The organism is Micromonospora sp. NPDC004551, assembly GCF_040609975.1.
In the GTDB taxonomy this organism is placed as follows: Bacteria; Actinomycetota; Actinomycetes; order Mycobacteriales; family Micromonosporaceae; genus Micromonospora.
This window is the reverse complement of record NZ_JBEXLM010000002.1, coordinates 16,269-38,121: the sequence shown is the minus strand read 5'-3', so window position 1 is coordinate 38,121 and position 21,853 is coordinate 16,269. Positions and strand designations below refer to the sequence as shown.

The following is a 21,853-nucleotide window of genomic DNA, read 5'->3' as shown; positions in this document are numbered from 1 at the left end:
TCTCCCCGGGCCGGCGCGGCCTCCGCGCCGGCCCGGGACCCCACGGGGGTACGCGCGGCCCCGGGCACCCCGCCGCTGCGCGGCGGCTCCCGCCGGCGGTGGGTCAGCCCCGCCAGAACCGGATGAGTTCGAGCCCGAGGACGTAGAGCTGGGGCGGCAGCCCGAGGAAGTCGGCCACGTCGAAGACGGCCCCGAAGAACCAGCCGCCGATCCGCGGGCTCCACAGCAGCGCGAACAGCAGGATGAACCCGTACGGGGCGAACAGGTCGTACATCCGCCGGTACTGGGGGCTCAGCCACGGCTGGATCATGTTGCCGCCGTCCAGGCCGGGCACCGGCAGCAGGTTGAGCACGCTGGCGGTGAGCTGGAGGAACGCCAGCAGCCCCACCCCGGACCAGAACTCCAGCGGGCCGCCGACGTGCAGGCCGATCCGCACGGCCAGCACCAGCAGCAGGGTGAACAGCACGTTGGTGGCCGGCCCGGCCAGGCTCACCAGGGTGTGCCGCAGCCGGCCCGGGATGGCGTGCCGGTCGACCCAGACCGCGCCGCCGGGCAGGCCGATGCCGCCGAGCAGCACCACGACCACCGGCAGCACGATGGACAGCAGCGGGTTCGTGTACTTCAGCGGGTTCAGCGTCAGGTAGCCCCGGTGCGCGATGTCCCGGTCCCCGGCCCGGTAGGCGACCACGGCGTGCGCGTACTCGTGCAGGCAGAGCGAGATCAGCCAGCCGGAGACCACGAAGAGGAAGACGTCGAACCGCACGTTGCCGAACCGGTTCCAGGCCATCACCCCGCTGGCCACGAAGATCGCGACCAGGGCGAGGAAGATCGCGCTGGGCCGGAACGCCGCCCGGGGAACCCCGAGCACCAGCGGGTCGCGCGGGCGGTCGTAGCTCGTCATTCGGCCGGGGGCAGCAGGCTCATCCGGTATTCCACCCGGTCGTCCTCCAGCAGCGCGACGGAGGTGACGCCGGACGCCGCGAGCTCCCGCCAGGCCTGGCCGATCCACGACTCGGCGTCCGCCTGGCTGGGGAACGACTCACCCGGCCCGTCGACCGAAGCGCCGTTCGTGCCCTCGTACCGCCAGCTCCACGCCATGCCGCGTCTCCCCTCGCCGCCGTCGCCCTGGGACGGAAACCCCCGCAAGCCTAGTCGGACTGACGCGGGACGGCCCGGCCGCCATGGATCATGCTCGCGCCCGGGCCGGTACGGTGGCCCGGTGCTGACTCAAGGAGTGGTGCTCAGCGACCGCTATCGGCTGGGCGAACGCATCGCGACGGGCGGCATGGGGGCCGTCTGGAAGTGCACCGACACCCTGCTGGGCCGCGAGGTCGCGGTGAAGGTGCTGCTGCCCTCGCTGGTCGCCGACCCCGAGTTCACCACCCGCTTCCACGCCGAGGCCCGGATGCTGGCCGCGCTGCGGCACCCCGGCATCGTGCAGGTCCACGACTTCGGCTCCGCCACCCTCGCCGACGGCAGCCAGGTCAGCTACCTCGTCATGGAGTACGTCGACGGCGAGCCGCTGGTCACCTGGATCCGGCGCGCCGGCCGGCTCGACCCGGCGTCGACCATGTCGGTGGTGGGGCAGGCCGCGCACGCGCTGCACGCCGCCCACCTCGCCGGGATCGTCCACCGGGACGTGAAGCCCGGGAACCTGCTGGTCAAGCGGGACGGCACGGTGGTGCTGGTCGACTTCGGCATCGCCCGGGCCACCACCATGGCGGGCATCACCGCCGCGCACATGGTGCTCGGCACCGCCTCGTACATGTCGCCGGAGCAGGCCGCCGGCGAGCCGGTGTCGCCGGTCACCGACGTCTACGCGCTCGGCGCCGTCGCCTACTACTGCCTGGCCGGGCGGCCGCCCTTCGAGGGCGACAACCCGCTCCAGGTGGCCATGCGGCACGTCCAGGACGAGCCGCCGCCGCTGGTGGGCACCCCGCCGGCCGTGGTCGAGGTGGTCGGCCGGGCGTTGGCGAAGCGTCCGGCCGACCGGTTCCCGACCGCGCTGGCCCTGGCCGAGGCCGCCCAGGACGCCCGGGACGCCACGCTGGCCCGGCTCCCGGCCCCGCCCCGGCCGCCGTGGGCGGTTGCGGGCCCGGCCGTTCCGGCGCCCCCGCCGGCCCCCGACCCGCCCACGGGTACGCCACCCACCGGGCAGCCGCCCGCCGCCGCGCCGCCGGCGGCGTTCCCGGCCGCGCCGCTTCCCCCCGCCGGCCAGGACCGGCCCGCCAGCGGCGCGACGCCCGCGCCGGGACACGCCGCCGCGGCTTTCGGGCCCGCGCCCGCCGGTTCCGCTCCGGCGACCCCGGCTTCCGGGCAGGCCGCCGGGGCTTTCGGACGTGCCCACGCCGGTTCCGGTCCGGCCGCGCCCCCCGCTCCCGGGCAGGCCCCCGCATTCGGGCCGGCAACCGGGCACCTCGGGGCGGCGCCCGGTCCGGCGCCCGCGCCGGGGCCGGTCTGGTCGGTCGGCATCGCGCAGCCGGGCGGGCCGCCCGGTCACGGGTCGCTGCGGGACCGGCACGCCGGTTCAGGCGTGCCGCCGACGCTGGAGGAGCCGGCGGAACGCCGGGGTCGCGGCCGGGTGCTGGCGCTGGCCGGAGCGGCCGGCGTGGTGCTGGTCGCCGTGCTGACCGCCGTGATCGTGGCGGTGGTGCGCTCCCCCGACGACACGGATCCGGGGCGGAGCCCGGCCGCGCTGGGCGGGGAGTCCGCGGTCGCCGACCCCGCCCAGCCGGAGGCGCCGGCCAGCGCCAGTGCGGGCGCCGGTGCCGGTACCCAGCCGACGCCGAGCCGGAGCGGGCGGCCGAGCCGGTCGCCGTCGGCCACCCCGAGCCGTCCCGCCGCCGACACCGGCACCACCCCGTCGGCCGGGGACCCCGCGCCGACCAGCGCCGCGCCCGCGCCCACCGGAAGCAAGGCCAGCCCGAAGCAGCCGTACACGGCGGTGCAGGTGTGCGGCAGCGGCTACCAGGTGATCGACTCGGCGACGCTGACCGCCGGCGGGGTCCGCCAGGGGCGGGTCTACCTGCTCTACAGCACGGCGAGCGGCACCAACTGCGTGGTCACCCTCAAGGACGCCGACGTCGGGCGGGCCACCACCGTGGTGGCGTACCTGGAGGTGCAGGGCAAGACGCGGCACACCGAGAGCGGCGGCTACCAGTACTACGCCGGACCCGTACGGGCCACCGCCGGCGGAGTGTGCGTGAAGTGGGGCGGTTCGGCGGGCGGGGCCAGCTACGCCAGCCCGTTCGAGCACTGCGACTGACCCCGGGGCGGCGGGCGGCGACCCGCCGGGCGGCCTTAAGGTACGGGCATGTCCGTAGACGGGTGGAACACGCTCCTGGTGCTCGGTGGTATCCGGTCCGGCAAGTCGGAGTTCGCCGAGTCGGTGGTCGCCGACGCGCCCACGGTCCGGTACGTGGCCACCGCCCCCGAGGGAGACCCGGACGACACCGAGTGGGCGACCCGCCTCGCGGCGCACCGGGCCCGCCGGCCCGGGAGCTGGACCACCGAGGAGACCGCCGCGAACCCCGGCCGCCTGGCCGAGGTGATCGCGGGGGCCGGGCCCAACGAGACGCTGCTGGTGGACGACCTGGGCGGCTGGGTGACCGTGCTGCTCGACCCGGCCCATCAGCCGGCCGACGACACGGCCACCATCGCCGAGCTGGCCGAGGCGATCAGGGCCAGTGCCGCCCGGCTGGTGGTGGTGAGCCCCGAGGTGGGCCTGTCCCTGGTGCCCACCACGCCACTGGGCCGCGCGTTCACCGACGCGCTGGGCGCGACCAACCGGGCGGTCGCCGAGGCCTGCGACGCCGTCGCGCTGGTGGTGGCCGGGCAGACCGCCTGGCTGAAGCCGGCCGCCGCGCCCACGGCTCTCCCGGCACACGCCGTCCCCGCACAGGCCGGCGCCCCGCAGGCGGATCTCGCGCCGGGCGCTCCGGCTCAGGCCGGCCCCGCTCCGGCGGGTGCGCCGGAGCCGGCGGCGAGCGCCGAGGCCCGGCCGGTGACGGACGTGCCGGACGAGGCCCTGCCCGAGGTGCTGCACCCCACCGCGCCGGCGGCCCCGGCCCCGGCGCCGGTGACCGGGGCTCCCGCCGCCGACTGGGCCGCGCCCACCATGGCGCTGCCGATGGTCGCCACCGGCCTGGTCATCCAGCCCGGCATGGAACTGCCCATGCCCGACGACTACACCGGCCCGCAGGCGGTCGACCGGCTCGCCACCCTGGACATCCCCGGCGCCGGCCTCGGCGTGCTGGAGCGGGTGGTCGCCTTCGCGGGCGCCACGCAGGGCACCGCGACCCCGGCGCCCTGGAGCTCGGTCCGGGTGCTGCTGCTGCACGGCGACCACGAGGGCGGGGCGTCGGCCGGCGCTACGCCCGGCGAGTCGGCCCGCCGCGCCCGGCAGGCGCGCGCCGGCAAGGGGCCCCTCGCCCGGCTGGCGGCCGAGAACGGCGCCGGCCTCCAGGTGGTCGAGGCGCCCACCTCCGCCCCCATCGAGGAGGGGCCGGCGCTCACCGGCGAGCAGGTCGAGTCGGCCCTGCGCTACGGCTGGCGGCTCGCCGAGCAGGCCGCCGACGCGGGCGTACAGCTGCTGGTGCTGGCGGCGTGCGGTGCCGGCACCGAGACGGCCGCCGCGGCGGTGCTGGCGGCCACGGCCGGTGCGGAGCCCCCGGCGGTGCTCGGCCGGGTGGTGACCGAGCACGGCGAGTTCGACGACACGGCCTGGATGGTCCGCTGCGCGGCCGTCCGGGACGCGCTGCACCGCACCCGGCGCTCCGCCCGTGAGGCCAAGGACGTGCTGGCCGAGCTGGGCGGCGGGGACATCGCGGTGGCCACCGGCGTGCTGCTCGGCGCGACCGCCCGGCGCGTCCCGGTGCTGCTCGACGGGCCGGTCGGGGTGGCCGCGGGCATGGTCAGCCGCGACCTGGCCGGGCAAGCCCGGCACTGGTGCCTGCTGCCCGACCACGGCGGCCGGCCCGGCGTGCGGCTCGCCGCCGACGTGCTGGGTCTGACCCCGCTGCTGGACCTACGCCTCGACCTCGGCGAGGGAGCGACCGCGCTGGCCGCCCTGCCGCTGCTGCGCTCGGCGCTGGCGCTCGCCGCCGGCCTGCCCGTGCACCCGGCGCTGGGCGGCGGGGACGACGAGGACTACACCGAGCCCGAGCCGGCCGGCCCCGGGCCCACCAGCACCGAACCCGAGGCCGAGCCGGAATTCGCCGAGCCGGAGCCGGCCGGGCCGGGGCCCACCACGATCGAGCCGGACGAGCCGGTCGCCCCCGGCCGACGTGCCGACTGAGTTCCGGCTCGGCGACGGGGTCCGGCTGGCGCTCACCACCTTCACCACGGCGCCGGTGCGCGCCGGCCGGGTGGACCGGGCCGCGGCCGGGGCCGCCATGGCCCTCGCCCCGGCGGTCGGTGCGCTGCTCGGCGCGCTCCTCGGGGCGGTGCTGCTGCTCGCCGCGGCGGTCGCGCCCCCGCTGGTCGCCGCCGGGGTGACGGTGGCGCTGGGCGCGCTGCTCACCCGGGGCCTGCACCTGGACGGGCTGGCCGACACGGTGGACGCGCTCGGCTCCTACCGGCGCGGGCCGGCCGCGCTGGAGATCATGAAGAAGCCCGACGTCGGGCCGTTCGGCGTGGTCGCGCTGGTGGTCGTACTCCTGCTCCAGGCCGCGGTGCTCGCAGAGCTGGCCGGGCGGTCTCGGCCGGCGGCCCTCGCGGCGGTGGTCGCGGCGACGGCGGCCGGCCGGCTGGGTGTCACGCTGGCCTGCCGCCGCGGGGTGCCGGCCGCGCGGCCGGAGGGGCTGGGCGCGCTGGTGGCCGGCACGGTCGGACCGGTCGCGCTGGTGGCCGGCGCGGCCCTCGTCGCGCTGCTGGCCGTGCCGGCGGTGCCCGGCCGCCCGTGGCAGGGGCCGGTCGCCGTGCTGGCCGCGCTCGCCGTCGCGGCCGGGCTGCTGCGGCACCTGGTACGCCGGCTCGGCGGGATCACCGGCGACGTGCTCGGCGCCCTCGTGGAGATCGTCACCACGCTGTCCTACCTGGGACTGGTGCTGTCCGGCTGAGGGTCACCCGTCCGGGCGGGTAGCGTTCTCAGGCGAGGTGCACCGGCGCGGTCGAGGGGGACGGCATGCTCATCACGGACGACTTCCTGCCCGTACCGGTGCCCGAGTCGCTGGACGCGACCTATCTGGTGCCGATCGTCGGCCTGCCGAAGGTGAGCCCGAAGACCGCCGTGGAGCGGCTGGCCGGCCGGCTCGCCGAGCCGGTGCACGGGCTGGCCCGGCAGATGCTCGACAGCCCGCTGATGACCGTGGACACCCGCCCGGTCAGCGAGTTCCCCGAGCTGCCGCCGGATCTGCTCACCGCGTTCGGGGCGACCGAGCCGCAGCTGGCCCGGCTGGCCGCCGCCACGCACCTGGTGGTCGTGCAGGCCGAATACCGGCCGGGCTGGCCGCCGGCGCACGAGTGGGCGGCCCGGGCGGTGGCCGCGGCGGTCGCCGAAACGGTCGACGGGGACGTGGTGGACGTCTTCGGGCTCCAGTTCCTCGACCCGGCGGCCGCGCTGCGGTCCCTGCCCGACGAGCAGGGCCGGATCCGGCTGGTCGACTGGGTGCTGGTGCCCTACTCGTCGGACGCCGACGGACTCTGGTTCACCACGAAGGGGCTGCGCCGCTTCGGGCTGCTGGAGCTCCAGGCGCAGGGCGTGCCGGACCACCTCACCCGGGCTTGGGGCGCCGTGATGACCGGGGCCGCCCGGCGCCTGCTGCGGGACTGGACCGAGGGGCTGGCCGGCGAGGAGGTGCCGGCATTCGTGCAGCTCCCGGTGCTGGCCACGGTGACCGGGCACGACATCGCGGTGGCGTACGGCAATCCGGAACAGCACGGCGCGACGGCGCCGGTGCTGCTGCGGCTGGAGCTGGATCCGGCGACCGACCCGGACGCCGACTCGTTCCTCACCCTCAACCCGCCGCCCGGGCACCCCGGCCCGCCCGGCCGCTACTTCGCCGCCGCCTGCGCGACCTTGTTCAACGGCATCCAGCCCGACGTCCGGTACGCGCGTTCCGGCGACGCCATGAGCCGGGCCATCGCCACGGCCCGGGCCGCGCTGGACGACATCCGGGCGCGCTTCCTGGCCGGCCTGCTGCCCGCCGAGAGCCAGCTCGTCGTCAAGTACGGGCTGCCCGGCGACGACGGCCCCGAGTACGTCTGGGCCGGGGTGACCTCGTGGGACACCCCGGAGCGGATCGTCGGCGCCAGCGCCAGCGACGCCGCCGGCGACCCCACGGTCCGGATCGGCGCCCCGGTCGTGGTGGAGGCCGACGACGTCGTCGACTGGGCCGTGCTGGACGGCACCGGCGTCATCGAGGGCGGCTGGACCCAGGCGGTCCTGGACGCCGGCGAACCCCCCACGGACTGAGTCGTCCTTGTCGATCAAGAGGTTTGCGTCTCCGGCGGGCCGGATCCTGACGCAAACCTCTTGATCAACGGGAAGGGTGCGTCAGCGGACGCTGGGCTGGACGAAGGGTGGCCGGGTCAGGCGCATCTGGGCGCGGCGGCCGCGGATGTCGACCTCCAGCACCTCGCCGTCGGGGAGCTTCGGGTCGGTGTCGACCAGGGCCAGGGCGATGCCCTGCTTCTTCGTCGGGCTGAACGTGCCGCTGGTGATCGTGCCGACCTGCTTGTCGCCGGCGTAGACGGCCATGCCGGGGCGCGGGATGGCCCGGTCGACGGCCTCCAGGCCGCGCAGCGTACGGGCGGGGCCGGCCGTCTTCTCGGCGCGCAGCACGTCGCGGCCCCAGAAGGCCGGCTTGTCCCAGCCGACCGCCCAGCCCGAGCGCGCCTGCACCGGGGTGATGTCGAGGGAGAGGTCCTGCCCGTGCAGCGGGTACCCCATCTCGGTGCGCAGCGTGTCCCGCGCGGCCAGACCGCAGGCGCGCAGCTCCTCCGCCTCGCCCGCGGCGAACAGCGCGTCCCACACGGCGAGCGCGTCGCCGGCCGGCACGACCAGCTCGTAGCCGAGTTCGCCGGTGTAGCCGGTGCGGCAGACGGTCAGCTCGACGCCGTTGAGCGTGGCGGCCGAGAAGCTCATGTAGTCGTGCCCGGTGGGCAGGCCGAGCGCGCCCAGCAGCTCCGCCGAGCGCGGCCCCTGGACGGCCAGCACCGCGTACGCCTCGTGCTCGTCGGTGACGACCACGCCGTCGGGCGCGGCGGCGCGCAACCGGCGGACCACCTCGGCGGTGTTCGCCGCGTTCGGCACCAGGAAGACGTGGTCCTCGGCGTACAGGTAGGCGATGATGTCGTCCACCACGCCGCCCGTGGCGTCGTCGCAGCAGAGCGTGTACTGCGCCTTGCCGGGGCCGATCCGGCCGAGGTCGTTGGACAGGCAGGAGTTGATGAAGTCCGCGGCGCCCGGCCCGGTGACCCGGGCCTTGCCGAGGTGCGAGACGTCGAAGACGCCGACCCCGGTACGCACGGCGGTGTGCTCCTTCAGCACGCCACCGCCGGCGTACTCGAGCGGCATCTCCCAGCCCCCGAAGGGGGCGAACTTGGCGCCGAGCGCGGTGTGCCGCTCGTGCAGGGGGGAACGGCGCAGCCGGGTCGCGGCGGCGTCGGAGGTCACCTCGGTCATGGGTGCGAACTTACCGGCCGATGACCGGCTGGTTAGCATCGGCGGGACCCCCGCCGGTACCCGTCAGGTGCAGGCGGGACGCCCGCCTGTGCCTTTCGGCGGGACAGCCACGCGTCCGGCGGGTAGGTTCGCCGCCGGAGACCTTCATCGCCGGTACGCGACGCCGCGGCCGGCCCGGCCCGCCCGGAGTAGCTTTCGTGACATCGCCCCGCACCACCCTCAGCCTGGTCGACACCGACCCCGCCGAACTCGCCGTCGACGCGATCGTGATCGGCGTGCACAGCCAGACCACCGAGCAGGATTCCGGCTCACCCGCCGGCGCACTGCTGCTGGCCAGCGGCGCGGAGAGCATCGCCGCCGCGTTCGACGGCAAGCTGACCGAGACGCTGGCCCTGCTCGGCGCGACCGGCGGTCCCGGTGAGGTGATCAAGCTGGCCACGCTGGGCACGGTCACCGCGCCCGTGGTCGCCGCCGTCGGGCTCGGCCCCGAGCCGTCCGGCGCCGCCCCGGCCCCGGAGACCCTGCGCCGGGCCGCCGGCGCGGCGGTCCGCGCCCTGGCCGGCGCGTCCCGCGTCGCGCTCGCCCTGCCGCTGCCCGACGACGCCGACGCCCCGGCCGCGCTGCGCGCGGTGACCGAGGGCGCGCTGCTCGGCGGCTACCGGTTCGCCGGCTACAAGACCAAGCCGCAGCCGGCCCGGCGCGAGCCGGTGGCCGAGGTGCTGGTCGCGGTGCCGGACGCGGCCGACGCGACCGCGCAGGGCGAGGTCACCCGCGCGCAGGCGGTGGCCGGCGCGGTGCTGACCAGCCGGGACTGGGTCAACACCGCCCCGAACGAGCTGCGCCCGCCGTCGTTCGCCGAGGCCGTGGCCACCGCCGCCCGGGAGGCCGGGCTCGGTGTCGAGGTGCTCGACGAAGCGGCGCTGGCCGCCGGTGGCTACGGCGGCATCCTGGCCGTCGGCCAGGGCTCGGAGGCCCCGCCGCGGCTGGTCAAGCTGACCTACACGCCGGAGGGCGGCGGCAACGGCAAGCGGGTGGCGCTGGTCGGCAAGGGCATCACCTTCGACACCGGCGGCATCTCGATCAAGCCGGCCCAGGGCATGTGGGAGATGAAGTCCGACATGGCGGGCGCGGCGGCGGTCGGCGCGGCCATGCTGGCCGTCGCGGCGCTCAAGCCGTCGGTCGCGGTCACCGGCTACCTGCCGATGGCGGAGAACATGCCGTCGGGCACCAGCTACCGGCCGGGCGACGTGATCACCATGTACAGCGGCAAGCGGGTCGAGGTGCTCAACACCGACGCCGAGGGCCGGATGATCCTGGCCGACGCGATCGCCCGGGCCTGCGAGGACGGCACCGACTACCTGTTCGAGACCTCCACGCTGACCGGCGGCCAGGTGATCGCGCTGGGCAAGCGGATCGCCGGCGTGATGGGCACCCCGGAGCTGTGCGAGCGGGTCCGGGCCGCGGGTGACGCGACCGGCGAGCCGGCCTGGCCGATGCCGCTGCCGGACGACGTACGCAAGGGCATGGACTCCGAGGTCGCCGACATCTCGCAGGTCAACGCCGGCATGGACCGGGCGGGCCACATGCTCCAGGGCGGTGTCTTCCTGCGCGAGTTCGTCACCGACGAGGTGGCCTGGGCGCACATCGACATCGCCGGCCCCGGCTACCACTCGGGCGAGGCCACCGGCTACTGGACCAAGGGCGGCACCGGCGTTCCGGTGCGCACCCTGCTGCACCTGGTCGACGACGTCGCCGCCAACGGCTGACGCGCACGCACGCCGCAACGGGGCGCTCCCCTCGCCGGGGGGCGCCCCGTCGGCGTGCCGGGCTCAGAACAGCTCGGGGCGGCGCTTGCGGCGCTCGTTGTAGTCGCGCATCCGCTGCGGGTAGCCCATGAGCCGGACGTCGTAGATCGGGATGGCCAGCCGGTGCGCGAACCGGCGGCCCTCCTCCGGCCCGCCGACCCGCCGCCGGGTCCACTCGCCGTCGTCGGCGATCAGCATGATCGTGGTCTCGGTGACCGTGGTCCGGGGTTCCAGATACGCCTCGACGCCCCGCCGGGTGCGGACGAAGCTCTCAAGATGGTCCAGATCGGCGCGGTCGGCGGCCCGGTCGCGACTCACCGCGCCCGCCTGCTTGCGTCGTCGGAACAGCCCCACCGAACCCACTCCTCCCCCGTCCGTCATCGAAGACGGTGCCAAGCGTACGTGTCGCGGACGTGTCGTTGGGCACCTCGGTACGCGCTCCGACCCCGGTGGTGACAAGATGACCGAGGTGGGGTGTGCCTGTTACTCCGCCGTAACCCCCGATGCAGCGACGCGACCTGGGAGTTGGACGTGAGCGAGCCGAACGACGCAACCTTCGACATCGTCATCCTCGGAGGTGGTAGCGGCGGCTACGCGGCGGCGCTGCGTGCCGCCCAGCTGGACCTGTCCGTCGCGCTGATCGAGAAGGGCAAGCTCGGGGGCACCTGCCTGCACAACGGCTGCATCCCGACCAAGGCCCTGCTGCACGCCGCCGAGATCGCCGACCAGACCCGTGAGTCGGAGCAGTTCGGCGTCAAGGCCGAGCTGGTCGGCATCGACATGGCGGCGGTCAACTCGTACAAGGACGGCGTGATCTCCCGCCTCTACAAGGGCCTCCAGGGCCTGGTGGGCGGCGCCAAGAAGATCACCTTCGTGGCCGGCGCCGGCAAGCTGGTCGGGAAGAACGTCGTCGAGGTCGACGGCAAGCGCTACACCGGCCGCAACATCATCCTGGCCTCCGGCTCGTACGCCAAGAGCCTGCCCGGCCTGGAGATCGACGGCGAGCGGATCATCACGAGCGACCACGCCCTGACCCTGGACCGGGTCCCCTCCTCGGCGATCGTGCTGGGCGGCGGCGTGATCGGCGTGGAGTTCGCCAGCGTCTGGAAGTCCTTCGGTGTCGACGTGACCATCGTCGAGGCGCTGCCCCGCCTGGTCGCGGCCGAGGACGAGGAGTCCTCGAAGGCGCTGGAGCGGGCGTTCCGCAAGCGGAAGATCAACTTCAAGGTCGGCAAGCCGTTCGAGAAGGTCGAGAAGACCGAGAACGGCGTGAAGCTGACCATCCAGGGCGGCGACACGGTCGAGGCGGAGCTGCTGCTCGTCGCCGTCGGCCGCGGCCCGACCACCGCCAACCTCGGCTACGAGGAGCAGGGCGTCAAGATGGACCGCGGCTACGTGCTGACCGACGAGCGGCTGCGCACCAGCGTGCCGAACGTCTACGCCGTCGGCGACATCGTGCCCGGCCTCCAGCTCGCCCACCGCGGCTTCCAGCAGGGCATCTTCGTCGCCGAGGAGATCGCCGGGAAGAACCCGGCCGTGATCGACGAGGCCGGTATCCCGCGGGTCACCTACTGCGACCCCGAGCTGGCGTCGGTCGGCCTGACCGAGGCGAAGGCCAAGGAGCAGTACGGCGCCGACAAGGTCAAGACCTACAACTACAACCTGGGCGGCAACGGCAAGAGCCAGATCCTCAAGACCGCCGGCCACGTGAAGCTGGTCCGGGTGGAGGACGGCCCGGTGGTCGGCGTCCACATGGTCGGCGCCCGGGTCGGCGAGCTGATCGGCGAGGCGCAGCTCATCTACAACTGGGAGGCCTACCCGGCCGAGGTGGCGCAGCTCGTGCACGCCCACCCGACCCAGAACGAGGCTCTGGGCGAGGCACACCTGGCCCTGGCCGGCAAGCCGCTGCACGCGCACGCCTGACACGACAACCGCGGCGTCCGGCGACGGGCGATGATCCCACCAGGGAAATGAAGGAGTCTGGAGAACATGCCGGTATCGGTCACCATGCCCCGGCTCGGCGAGAGCGTCACCGAGGGCACCGTCACGCGCTGGCTCAAGCAGGAGGGCGACACCGTCGAGGTCGACGAGCCGCTGCTTGAGGTGTCCACCGACAAGGTGGACACCGAGATCCCGTCGCCCGCGGCGGGCGTGCTGAGCCGGATCGTGGTCGGCGAGGACGAGACCGCCGAGGTCGGCAGCGAGCTTGCGGTCATCGCCGGCGAGGGCGAGGAGGCCGGCGGGGCCGCCCCGCAGCAGGAGGCCCCGGCGGAGCAGGCCGAGCAGGCCGCCGCCGAGCCGCAGGCCGAGGCGGAGCAGCCGGCCGTCGAGGAGCCCGCCCCGGCCGCCGCGCCGTCCGGCGAGGGCACCCCGGTCACCATGCCGGCCCTGGGCGAGAGCGTCACCGAGGGCACGGTGACCCGCTGGCTCAAGCAGGTCGGCGAGACCGTCGAGGTGGACGAGCCGCTGCTGGAGGTCTCCACCGACAAGGTCGACACCGAGATCCCGTCGCCGGTCGCCGGCACGCTGCTGGAGATCAAGGTTCCCGAGGACGAGACCGCCGAGGTCGGCGGCGTCCTGGCGATCGTGGGCGCGGCCGGTGCCGCGCCGGCCCAGCCGAAGCCGGAGCCGAAGCCCGAGCCCAAGGCCGAGGCGAAGCCCGAGCCGAAGCCGGAGCCCAAGCCCGAGCCGAAGGTCGAGGAGCCGACCCCGGGCATGTCCTACAACGAGCCGGCCGCCGAGACGGAGCGGGCCGCGCAGCCGGTCAAGGCCGAGCAGGCCGCCCAGCCGGCCGCGCCGACCGCCACGCCGCAGCGGCCGACCGTCCCGGCCCAGGCCGGTGGCGAGGAGGGCGCCGGCTACGTGACCCCGCTGGTCCGCAAGCTGGCCGCCGAGCACGGGGTGAACCTCTCCTCGGTCAACGGCACGGGCGTCGGCGGGCGGATCCGGAAGCAGGACGTGCTGGAGGCGGCCGAGAAGGCGAAGGCCGCCCAGGCCGCGCCGGCTGCCGCCGCGGCTCCCGCCCCGGCCAAGCCGGCCGCGAAGCCGCAGCCGAGCAGCAAGCGTGGCACCGTCGAGAAGCTGCCCCGGATCCGCAAGGCCATCGCCAACCGGATGCACGAGTCGCTGCACGAGATGGCGCAGCTCACCACGGTGATCGAGGTGGACGTCACCCGGATCGCCAAGCTGCGGGCCCAGGCCAAGGACTCCTTCCTGCAGCGGCACGGCGTGAAGCTGTCCTTCCTGCCGTTCTTCGCCCTGGCCGCCGTCGAGGCGCTCCAGTCCTACCCGATCGTCAACGCCCAGCTGGACCTGGAGGGCGGGACGATCACCTACCCGAACGCGGAGCACCTCGGCATCGCCGTGGACACCGAGCGGGGCCTGCTGGTGCCGGTCATCCACAACGCCGGTGACCTCAACCTGGGCGGGATCGCCAAGCGGGTCGCCGACCTGGCCGAGCGCACCCGGACCAACAAGATCAGCCCGGACGAGCTCGCGGGTGCGACCTTCACGCTGACCAACACCGGCAGCCGGGGCGCGCTCTTCGACACCCCGATCGTGCCGTCGCCGCAGTCGGCGATGCTCGGCACGGGTGCCGTGGTCAAGCGCCCGGTCGTGGTCAACGACCCGGAGCTGGGCGAGGTCGTCGCGGTCCGGTCGATGGTCTACCTGGCCATGTCGTACGACCACCGGCTGATCGACGGCGCGGACGCGGCCCGCTTCCTCGTCGCGGTCAAGGAGCGGCTGGAGGCCGGCAACTTCGAGGCCGAACTGGGGCTCTGACCCCCCGGACGGAAGAGGGGCGTGCGGCTTCGGCCGCGCGCCCCTCTCGTCGTCTCCGGGTCAGCCGCGCAGGTGCTCCTCGGAGACGTCCCAGAGCTGCTCGGCGGCCTCCGGGTCCCGCGCGTACGGGGCGTAGCCGGTGCGCGTGCCCGGCTGGTTCGGCCCGGCCTCCTGGCAGTCCTCGAAGTACCGGCCGCCGACCCCGGCGACCAGCGGTGAGGCGGCGACCAGCACCGACGTGGCCGCCCCCTGCTCGGGGTTCTTCCAGTACGCCGCCCCACCGCCGCTCTGCGAGCGCATCCGGTCCAGCTCCTCCTCGCTGATGTAGCGCTGGAGGTTGGTCCGGATCGCGCCCGGCATCAACGCGTTGGTGTAGATCCCGTCATCGGCCCAGCGCCGGGTGGCGTCCACCGCGAAGAGCACGTTCGCGGTCTTGGACTGCCCGTACGCCAGCCACGGGTCGTACGCCCGCTGCCGGAAGTGGATGTCGGAGAAGACCACCGGCGACCGCAGGTGGGCCGCCGAGCTGACCGAGACGATCCGCGCGCCCTCGGCCGCGGCGAGCGCCGGGCGCAGCCCGGTGGCCAGCGCGAAGTGCCCGAGGTGGTTAGTCGCGAACTGCATCTCCCAGCCCTGCTCGGTGCGCATCTCGGGCGAGGCCATGATGCCCGCGTTGTTCACCAGCATGTGCAGCGGCCCGTCCCAGGTCCGGACGAAGGTGGCGACCGAGCCGAGGTCGGCCAGGTCGAGCGGTGCGACCAGGATCCGGTCGTTGCCCGTGCTGCCCGTGATGTCGGTGGCGGCGCGCTGTCCGGCCTCGGTGTTGCGGACCGCGATCGTGACGTCGGCCCCGGCGGCGGCGAGCGCGCGGGCGGTCTCGATGCCGATGCCGGAGGCGCCGCCGGTGACGACGGCCCGCCGGCCCGTCAGGTCGAGGTCACGGACCACCTCCAGGGCGGTGGTCTCACGGGAGTACGGCGTGCTGACGGGTGCGCTGCTGGTCATGATCCATCCTTGTCGGTGGCGGCACGGGCCGGTCGCGCGGCTGCTGGACGCCGCGGTTCCCGCGGTTTCCCCGGCCGGCGGCGAGGTAACGCCGGTCGGCGGTCCGCGCCACCGGCCGGCCTGGGCAGAATCCGGCCCGGCGGCGACCCCGCGCTGACAGACTCGTCCGGTGAGCGGCTTCGGGTGGCGGGGGCGCCTCGGGCCCGCCGTGCCGGTGGCGCCCGGGGCCCGGGTGGACCGGTTCGAGGTCTTCTTCGACCTGGTCTTCGTCTTCTCGTTCTTCATCATCACCCGGGCCACCGCGCTCCAGGTCAGCGGCAGCGCGCTGCTGCACGCGCTGCTGGTCCTGGCCGTGCTCTGGTGGTCGTGGGTGGTGCACAGCATCGTGGCGACCCGGATCCGGCTCGGCGAGGGCTTCGTCCCGGTCCTCATGACGGTCGGCATGGCGGCCCTGTTCACCTTCGCCCTGTCCCTGCCGAACGCGTTCCGGGACCCGCGGGGCAACGCGGCCGGGCCGATCGTCGCGGCGGTCAGCTACACCGTCATCCGGGGCGTGCACCTGCTGCTCTACCTGCACGCGGTGCGGGACAGCCCGAACGAGCGCCGGCAGCTCCTCCGGTTCATGCCCGAGCTGGTGGGCAGCACCCTGCTGCTGGGCGTCGCCGCGCTGATCCCGCCGAAGATCGACGACCTGCTCTCCGCGGCGGCGGTCCGGGACGGGTTGTGGGCGACCGTCGTGGTGCTCCAGTACTCCACCGGCCTCATCGCGGGCACCTGGGGCTGGGGCGTGGCCTCCGCCGAGCACTGGACCGAGCGGTACGACCTCATCCTCATCATCGCGCTGGGCGAGTCGGTCATCTCGGTCGGCGTCGGCAGCAACCTGCTCGGCCAGCCGCCGACCTGGGAGGCCGTGGCGGCTGCCGTGCTCGGCATCTTCTTCACCGCCGCGCTCTGGTGGGCGCACTACGACATGATCGGGCCGGCCGCCCGGATCGCCCTGCACGCCGCCGAGGACGGTCCCCGCGTCGCCATGGCCCGGGATGCCTACGCGTATCTGTTCCTGCCGATGATCGCCGGCATCATCCTGTTCGCGCTCGGCGCGGAGATGATCGTGCACCAGGTCGCCGACCCGCACGTGCCGCAGCACCTGCCGACGCAGGGCCCCGGCGTACCGCTGCTCTTCGGCGGGGTCATCTGCTACCTCTGCGGCAACATGCTCTTCCAGCTCCGGACCCTGCGCACCCTGAGCTGGACCCGGGTCGGCACGGTGCTGCTGCTGGCCGTGAGCATCCCGCTGGCCGTACACCTGCCCGCGCTGGCCGCCCTGACCCTGCTGACGGCGATCACCGTCGGCATGGTGGCCACCGAGGTGATCGTCTTCGACGAGGGCCGGCGGGCGCTGCGGGGGCTGGTCTTCGAGGAGCGCACCAGCCACGAGGCGCACGAGGCGGCCTACCGGGCGCGCTGGCACGAGCCGCACGAGCGCGACGAGGGCGAGTGAGCCGGCTCCGGCCTCAGCGGCGCAGCTCGGCGGCGGCCTCCTCGTACGCGGCCGCGGCGCGGGCGAAGTAGTCGAACAGGACCTCCCGCTGCTCCGGGGCGTAGCCCTGGAGGATCTCGCCGATCCTCCGGCGGGCCGGGGCCAGCACCTCGTCCAGGCCGGCCGGCTTGCCGACCGGCTCGACGATCACCTTCCGCCGGTCGTCCGGCGACGGCACCCGGCGTACGTAGCCGGCCTGTTCGAGGCGGTCGATCAGCCGCGTCGTCGGCCCGGTGGTGAGGCCGGTCCGCACTCCCAGCTCGCCCGGCGTCATCGGCCCGGACAGCTCCAGGATGTTCAGCGCGTACAGGTCGGTGCCGCCCAGGCCGCACTCCTTCGCGCTCGCGTGGCCGTGCAGCAGCACCGCGCTCAGGTAGCGCCGGTAGACCGCGGCGTCCGGGCGCGTCTGCGGAGTTGACACGAACCGACCCTCTTTCTAATCTCTTCCTGAAGGAAGAGACTTCTTCAAGGAAGAGGCTTCCTTGAAGCAGCTACCAACGGAGGTTAGACCATGCGACAGGCCGACAGCCAGCGGGACATCGCCGCCATCCACACCGTGCTGGACCAGCTCGCCGACACCTGGGCCCGCGGGGACGGCACCGGCTACGGCACCGCCTTCACCGACGACGCCAGCTACGTCACCTACGCCGGCACCCACTACCGGGGAGCGGCCGAGATCGGCGCCGCGCACCAGGCGCTCTTCGACAGCTTCCTCAAGGGGACCCGGCTCACCATCGAGGTCGACGACCTGCGGTTCCTCACCGACGACGTGGCCGTGCTGGTGAGTCGCGGCGCCACGGGCAAGGGGCGGCCGGGGAAGCCGGACAAGATCCAGACCTGGACCCTCGTCCGGGGCGCGGACGGCGACTGGCGGGTCGCCACCTTTCACAACACCCGGCACCAGCGCCTCATGGAGGGCGTCTCGTTCCGGCTCCAGCCCGCAACCCGGCCCGCCGCCGGCCGCTGACCGGGAGCCGGACTCATCACGGTCCCCGCCCCGACGCGACGGCGCGTAGACTCCCGGCAGCGTCGCGGTGCACCCGGCACGGAGGCCGTCGTGGGCATGGAGGCGCGGGACTGCAGGGGACCATGTGCACCCATCCCATCCGTCGAGCGGGCGGCTGACCGCGCTCGGCACCCAGTTGATCGAGATCCACCACTGGCTCCGCGAGGAGCTGGCCCGGCTCCGCGCGAGCCTCGACTCCCCCGGCGGCGGCACCGCCACGCTGACCCGGGAGCTGCGCGCGCACTGCGCCGGGTTCTGCGCGGCGCTGGACCGCCACCACACCGGCGAGGACGGCGGCGCGTTCCGGGCCCTCGCCGAGCAGGTGCCCGAGCTGCGGCCCGTGCTCGCCGAGCTGAGCGCCGATCACCGCATGGTCGCCGACCTGCTGCGCCGGATCGACACCCTGCTCGCCGGGGCGGCCGACGGCCGGACCGTCCGCACCGAGCTGGACGGGCTGGCGGCGCTGCTGGAGTCCCACTTCAGCTACGAGGAGAGGAAGATCGTCGCCGCGTTGAACCGGCTGGCCGGCGACCCCGTGGAACTGCTCGGCGTCACGCCACCCGACACCGGGGACCTTCTCGATCGGACGGAGACCGCATGACCATCGACACCGTCGACACCGCCGCGGCGGGCACCTGGCGGCTCGGCGACCGCACCGTCAACCGGATCGGCTTCGGCGCGATGCGGCTGACCGCGAACGCCGACGGCAGCCCCAGCGACCGGGACCGGGCGGTGACGGTACTGCGCCGCGCGGTGGAGCTGGGCATCAACCACATCGACACGGCGGCCTTCTACTTCTCGCCGCTGCGCTCGGCCAACGAACTGATCAACCGGGCGCTGTCGCCGTACCCGGAGGATCTGGTCATCGTCACGAAGGTCGGGCCGGGCAAGGACCCGTCCGGCCGGTGGCTGCCGATGGCCCGGCCGGACCAGCTCCGCGGCCAGGTCGAGGAGAACCTGCGCCAGCTCGGCCGTGACCACCTCGACGTGGTGAACCTCCGGGTGTACGGCCCGGAGCCGCTGGCCGAGCACTTCGGCGCGCTCGCCGAGCTGCGCGACGCCGGCCTGATCCGGCACCTCGGCGTCTCGGCGGTGACGCTGGGCCAGGTCGCCGAGGCGCGCGCCATCGCCCCCGTGGTCTGCGTGCAGAACTCGTGGGGCCTGGGCTACCGCCGGAGCAACGACGCGCTCATCCGGGACTGCGCCGCGCACGGCGCCGCGTTCGTGCCGTTCTTCTCCCTCGCCACCAGCGGGCGGGAGGCGGGGGCGAGCGGCGAGGAGCACGACGAGGTGCGCGCCGTGGCCCGGGAGCACGGAGTGACCCCGGCGCAGGTCCGGCTGGCCTGGACGCTGCGGCAGGGGCCGAACGTGCTCGCCATCCCGGGCACCGGCAACCCGGCGCACCTGGAGCAGAACGTCGCGGCCGGCGCCCTGCGGCTCACCGACGACGACCTGTCCCGCCTCGCCGCCGTGCACGAGTCCGCGTGAGAGGAAGGGGCCCCCGCGCGGGGGCCCCTTCCCACCTCCGGCCGGGTTCGGCCGTCGGCAGAATCAGCCCGCCCGGGCTGGCCGGAGCGGCGGGTCTCCGACGATGCTGGGGCCATGGTGATCTTCTCCGTGCAGGCCCGGCCCATCGACGCGACGAGCTGGACCGGCCTGGCCCGGCGGGTCGAGGCCGCCGGCTTCGACGCGCTGCTGGCCTCCGACCACCCGGGGCACGGCGCGTCGCCGTTCGTGGCCCTCGCCGCCGCGGCGGCGGTGACGTCGACGCTCGGCCTCGGCTCGTACGTGTCGAACGCCGGTGTGCGGGAGCCGATCCTGCTCGCCACCGACGTGGCCACCCTGGACGTGGTCTCCGGGGGCCGGGCCCGGCTCGGTCTCGGGGCGGGCCACACCCCGGCCGAGTGGCGGGCCGTCGGCCGGGAGCGCCCCGACGTGGCCGCCCGGGTCCGCCGCTGCGTCGCGGTCGCCGAGGCCCTGCAGGCCCTGCTCGCGGGCGACGAGGTCACCGTGGACACCCCGGAGCTGGCCGCCCATGCGGCGCGCCTCACCGAACTGCGGCCCGTCCAGCACCGGGTGCCGCTCACCATGGGTACGGCCAACTCGACGCTGCTGCGCTGGGCCGGCGCGCACGCCGACGTGGTCGGCCTGACCGGCTTCGGGCGTACCCTCGCCGACGGCCACCAGCACGACGTGCGGTGGCGCGCCGACCAGATCGAGGCGCAGCTCGCGCACGTGGCGGCCGGAGCGGCCGGGCGGGACGTGCCGCCCGCGCTGGAGGCCCTCGTGCAGCAGGTGACCGTGACCGACGACGCGGAGGCCGCCGCCGCCGCGATCGCCGCCGACACCGGGCTGACCGTCGCCGACGTGCTCGCCACCCCGTTCGTGCTGATCGGCACGGCGGAGGAGATCGTCGCCGCCGTCGCGGAGCACCGGCGCCGCTGGGGGATCACCCGCTTCGTGGTACGCACCGACGCCGTCGACCAGCTCGGACCGCTGCTCCCCCGTCTCGCCGGCTGAGCCGGGGGCACCCGCCACACGTCGAACACGCGTACGATGCGGGCCGTGGACGACGAACGTTTCGCGCTGGCGGCCACCGTGGACGAACGCGCGCTGCTGGAGACCTTCCTGGACTTCCAGCGTGAAGCCCTGGTCCGCAAGTGCGCCGGGCTCACCGACGCGCAGCTGCGGCTGCGGCCGGTGCCCTCGTCCGGCCTGTCGCTGATCGGCCTGGTCCGGCACCTGGCCACCGTGGAGCGGTGGTATTTCCAGGCGGTGCTGGCCGAAGCCTTCCCGGGCGACCTCTTCGACCTCACCGGCGGCCCGGACGCCCCGTTCACCGACGTCGCCGGGGCCACCGGGGCGGAGACCTTCGCGCTCTGGCGGGCGGAGGTGGCCACCTCACGGCGGATCACCGCCGAGCGCCCGCTGGACGCGGTGGGCCGCCACCCCGACAGCGGGCGCGAATACCCGCTGCGCTGGATCCTCGCCCACATGATCGACGAGTACGCCCGCCACCTCGGACACGCCGACATCCTGCGCGAGGCGATCGACGGCCGGACCGGGGAGTGAACGGCCGTCCCACGCCGGCCGGAGCGCGAACGACGAGTGAGTGATTTCGCTCAACGCAGCCAAGTCCGGATACGTACACGAAGATATGCCCATGCGGATCCTCATGGCCGGAGTGTCCGGCTTCCTCGGCACCCGACTGGTCGACCGGCTCACCACGGACGGGCACCAGGTCACCCGCCTGGTCCGCCGCCCACCGCGCACCCCCGACGAGCGGCAGTGGAATCCGTCCGCCGCCCAGCTCGACCCGCAGGTCGTGGCCGACGCCGAGGCGGTCGTGAACCTGGCCGGCGCCGGGGTGGGCGACAAGCGCTGGGATGACGCGTACAAGGGTCTGATCCGGTCCAGCCGGGTGGACAGCACCACCACGCTGGCGATCACCGTCGCCGGGCTGCCCGCCGCCGACCGGCCCGCGACGCTGCTCAACGCCTCCGCCGTCGGCTGGTACGGCAACACCGGCGACCGGACGGTCGAGGAGGACTCGCCGGCCGGTGAGGGCTTCCTGGCCGACGTCTGCCGGGTGTGGGAGGCCGCCACCCGCCCGGCCGAGGACGCCGGGACCCGGGTGGTGCGGTTGCGCACAGGGCTGCCGCTGCACCGCGACGGCGGCATGCTCAAGCCGCAGCTGCTGCCGTTCCGGCTGGGTGTCGGCGGCAAGCTGGGCAACGGCCGGCAGTGGCTGCCGTGGATCTCGCTGCACGACTGGCTGGACGCGGTGGCCTTCCTGCTGGCCCGCGGCGACGTCGCCGGCCCGGTCAACGTGGTCGGCCCGGCCCCGGTCACCAACGCCGAGTTCACCCGCGAGCTGGCCCGCCAACTGCACCGGCCGGCGATCATGCCGATCCCCGCGCTGGCCCTGAAGGTGGCCCTCGGCGGTTTCGCCCACGAGGCGCTCACCAGCACCCGGGTCCTGCCCGGCGTGCTCGGCAGGGCCGGCTTCGCCTGGACCCATCCGGACCTGCCGGGGGCGCTGCGCGCCGCCCTCACCGACTGAGCCGGCGAGGGCGGCGGCGGCACGG

19 protein-coding genes and 1 pseudogene are annotated in these 21,853 nt (G+C 74.8%); 14 read left to right on the top strand and 6 right to left on the bottom strand.

Annotated elements, in window-relative coordinates; genetic code table 11:
- Positions 1-103: 103 nt before the first annotated feature.
- Both ABZW14_RS04180 and ABZW14_RS04175 read right to left on the bottom strand, forming a co-directional pair.
- Entirely contained in the window at positions 104-901 is a 798-nt protein-coding gene (locus ABZW14_RS04180; RefSeq protein ID WP_355339528.1) for a site-2 protease family protein, read from the bottom strand.
- Complete coding sequence (locus ABZW14_RS04175; RefSeq protein ID WP_091268332.1) at positions 898-1,098, bottom strand: hypothetical protein; 201 nt, start codon at positions 1,096-1,098, stop codon at positions 898-900. Before ABZW14_RS04175 ends, ABZW14_RS04180 begins: the two co-directional genes overlap by 4 nt.
- Before the next feature lie 121 nt (positions 1,099-1,219).
- Between ABZW14_RS04175 and ABZW14_RS04170 the strand changes: the two are divergent.
- The 4 genes and pseudogenes from ABZW14_RS04170 to ABZW14_RS04155 form a co-directional block, all read left to right on the top strand.
- Positions 1,220-2,029, top strand: a pseudogene (locus ABZW14_RS04170) (serine/threonine-protein kinase); the annotation flags it as partial.
- A 1,284-nt stretch (positions 2,030-3,313) separates the two neighbouring features.
- On the top strand, positions 3,314-5,296 hold the full coding sequence (locus ABZW14_RS04165) for a bifunctional adenosylcobinamide kinase/adenosylcobinamide-phosphate guanylyltransferase (RefSeq protein WP_355339525.1): 1,983 nt from the start codon (positions 3,314-3,316) through the stop codon (positions 5,294-5,296).
- On the top strand, positions 5,286-6,059 hold the full coding sequence (locus ABZW14_RS04160; RefSeq protein ID WP_355339522.1) for an adenosylcobinamide-GDP ribazoletransferase: 774 nt from the start codon (positions 5,286-5,288) through the stop codon (positions 6,057-6,059). The genes ABZW14_RS04165 and ABZW14_RS04160 overlap by 11 nt, the downstream gene beginning before the upstream one ends.
- A gap of 65 nt (positions 6,060-6,124) precedes the next feature.
- The gene (locus tag ABZW14_RS04155; RefSeq protein WP_355339519.1) at positions 6,125-7,414 is read left to right on the top strand and encodes a DUF2314 domain-containing protein; all 1,290 of its coding nucleotides are present in this window, start codon (positions 6,125-6,127) and stop codon (positions 7,412-7,414) included.
- A gap of 81 nt (positions 7,415-7,495) precedes the next feature.
- Here ABZW14_RS04155 and gcvT read toward each other — a convergent pair whose 3' ends face one another.
- Positions 7,496-8,626 (bottom strand): glycine cleavage system aminomethyltransferase GcvT, encoded by a 1,131-nt coding sequence (gene gcvT, locus ABZW14_RS04150; protein WP_355339516.1) that lies wholly within the window; start codon positions 8,624-8,626, stop codon positions 7,496-7,498.
- 197 nt (positions 8,627-8,823) lie between these two features.
- On the opposite strand from gcvT, the gene ABZW14_RS04145 reads away from it, so the two are divergent.
- Entirely contained in the window at positions 8,824-10,392 is a 1,569-nt protein-coding gene (locus ABZW14_RS04145; protein ID WP_355339513.1) for a leucyl aminopeptidase, read from the top strand.
- Positions 10,393-10,455: 63 nt separating this feature from the next.
- On the opposite strand, the gene ABZW14_RS04140 is transcribed toward ABZW14_RS04145, so the two are convergent.
- Positions 10,456-10,785 carry a hypothetical protein gene (locus ABZW14_RS04140; protein WP_355339510.1) on the bottom strand — a complete coding sequence of 110 codons (330 nt, stop codon included), beginning with the start codon at positions 10,783-10,785 and terminating at the stop codon, positions 10,456-10,458.
- Between the two features lie 177 nt (positions 10,786-10,962).
- On the opposite strand from ABZW14_RS04140, the gene lpdA reads away from it, so the two are divergent.
- Complete coding sequence (gene lpdA, locus ABZW14_RS04135) at positions 10,963-12,354, top strand: dihydrolipoyl dehydrogenase (protein WP_355339507.1); 1,392 nt, start codon at positions 10,963-10,965, stop codon at positions 12,352-12,354.
- Between the two features lie 66 nt (positions 12,355-12,420).
- Complete coding sequence (gene sucB, locus ABZW14_RS04130; RefSeq protein WP_355339504.1) at positions 12,421-14,214, top strand: 2-oxoglutarate dehydrogenase, E2 component, dihydrolipoamide succinyltransferase; 1,794 nt, start codon at positions 12,421-12,423, stop codon at positions 14,212-14,214.
- Between the two features lie 60 nt (positions 14,215-14,274).
- On the opposite strand, the gene ABZW14_RS04125 is transcribed toward sucB, so the two are convergent.
- Positions 14,275-15,219 carry an SDR family NAD(P)-dependent oxidoreductase gene (locus ABZW14_RS04125; RefSeq protein WP_355339501.1) on the bottom strand — a complete coding sequence of 315 codons (945 nt, stop codon included), beginning with the start codon at positions 15,217-15,219 and terminating at the stop codon, positions 14,275-14,277.
- A 169-nt stretch (positions 15,220-15,388) separates the two neighbouring features.
- Here ABZW14_RS04125 and ABZW14_RS04120 point away from each other — a divergent pair, with 169 nt between their 5' ends.
- Complete coding sequence (locus ABZW14_RS04120; protein WP_355339498.1) at positions 15,389-16,720, top strand: low temperature requirement protein A; 1,332 nt, start codon at positions 15,389-15,391, stop codon at positions 16,718-16,720.
- A 13-nt stretch (positions 16,721-16,733) separates the two neighbouring features.
- Here ABZW14_RS04120 and ABZW14_RS04115 read toward each other — a convergent pair whose 3' ends face one another.
- Positions 16,734-17,180: a MarR family transcriptional regulator gene (locus ABZW14_RS04115; RefSeq protein ID WP_355339495.1), complete on the bottom strand. Its 447-nt coding sequence runs from the start codon at positions 17,178-17,180 to the stop codon at positions 16,734-16,736.
- A 90-nt stretch (positions 17,181-17,270) separates the two neighbouring features.
- Here ABZW14_RS04115 and ABZW14_RS04110 point away from each other — a divergent pair, with 90 nt between their 5' ends.
- The 6 genes from ABZW14_RS04110 to ABZW14_RS04085 all read left to right on the top strand — a co-directional run bounded on the left by ABZW14_RS04110 (position 17,271) and on the right by ABZW14_RS04085 (position 21,828).
- Entirely contained in the window at positions 17,271-17,726 is a 456-nt protein-coding gene (locus tag ABZW14_RS04110; RefSeq protein WP_355339492.1) for an SgcJ/EcaC family oxidoreductase, read from the top strand.
- Positions 17,727-17,850: 124 nt separating this feature from the next.
- Positions 17,851-18,366, top strand: coding sequence for a hemerythrin domain-containing protein (locus ABZW14_RS04105; protein ID WP_355339489.1), 516 nt, complete (start codon positions 17,851-17,853; stop codon positions 18,364-18,366).
- Positions 18,363-19,253: an oxidoreductase gene (locus ABZW14_RS04100; protein ID WP_355339486.1), complete on the top strand. Its 891-nt coding sequence runs from the start codon at positions 18,363-18,365 to the stop codon at positions 19,251-19,253. The genes ABZW14_RS04105 and ABZW14_RS04100 overlap by 4 nt, the downstream gene beginning before the upstream one ends.
- 114 nt (positions 19,254-19,367) lie before the next feature.
- Positions 19,368-20,285: an LLM class flavin-dependent oxidoreductase gene (locus tag ABZW14_RS04095; protein WP_355339483.1), complete on the top strand. Its 918-nt coding sequence runs from the start codon at positions 19,368-19,370 to the stop codon at positions 20,283-20,285.
- Between the two features lie 45 nt (positions 20,286-20,330).
- Positions 20,331-20,837: a DinB family protein gene (locus tag ABZW14_RS04090; protein WP_355339480.1), complete on the top strand. Its 507-nt coding sequence runs from the start codon at positions 20,331-20,333 to the stop codon at positions 20,835-20,837.
- 91 nt (positions 20,838-20,928) lie between these two features.
- The gene (locus ABZW14_RS04085; protein WP_355339477.1) at positions 20,929-21,828 is read left to right on the top strand and encodes a TIGR01777 family oxidoreductase; all 900 of its coding nucleotides are present in this window, start codon (positions 20,929-20,931) and stop codon (positions 21,826-21,828) included.
- Positions 21,829-21,853 lie beyond the last annotated feature (25 nt).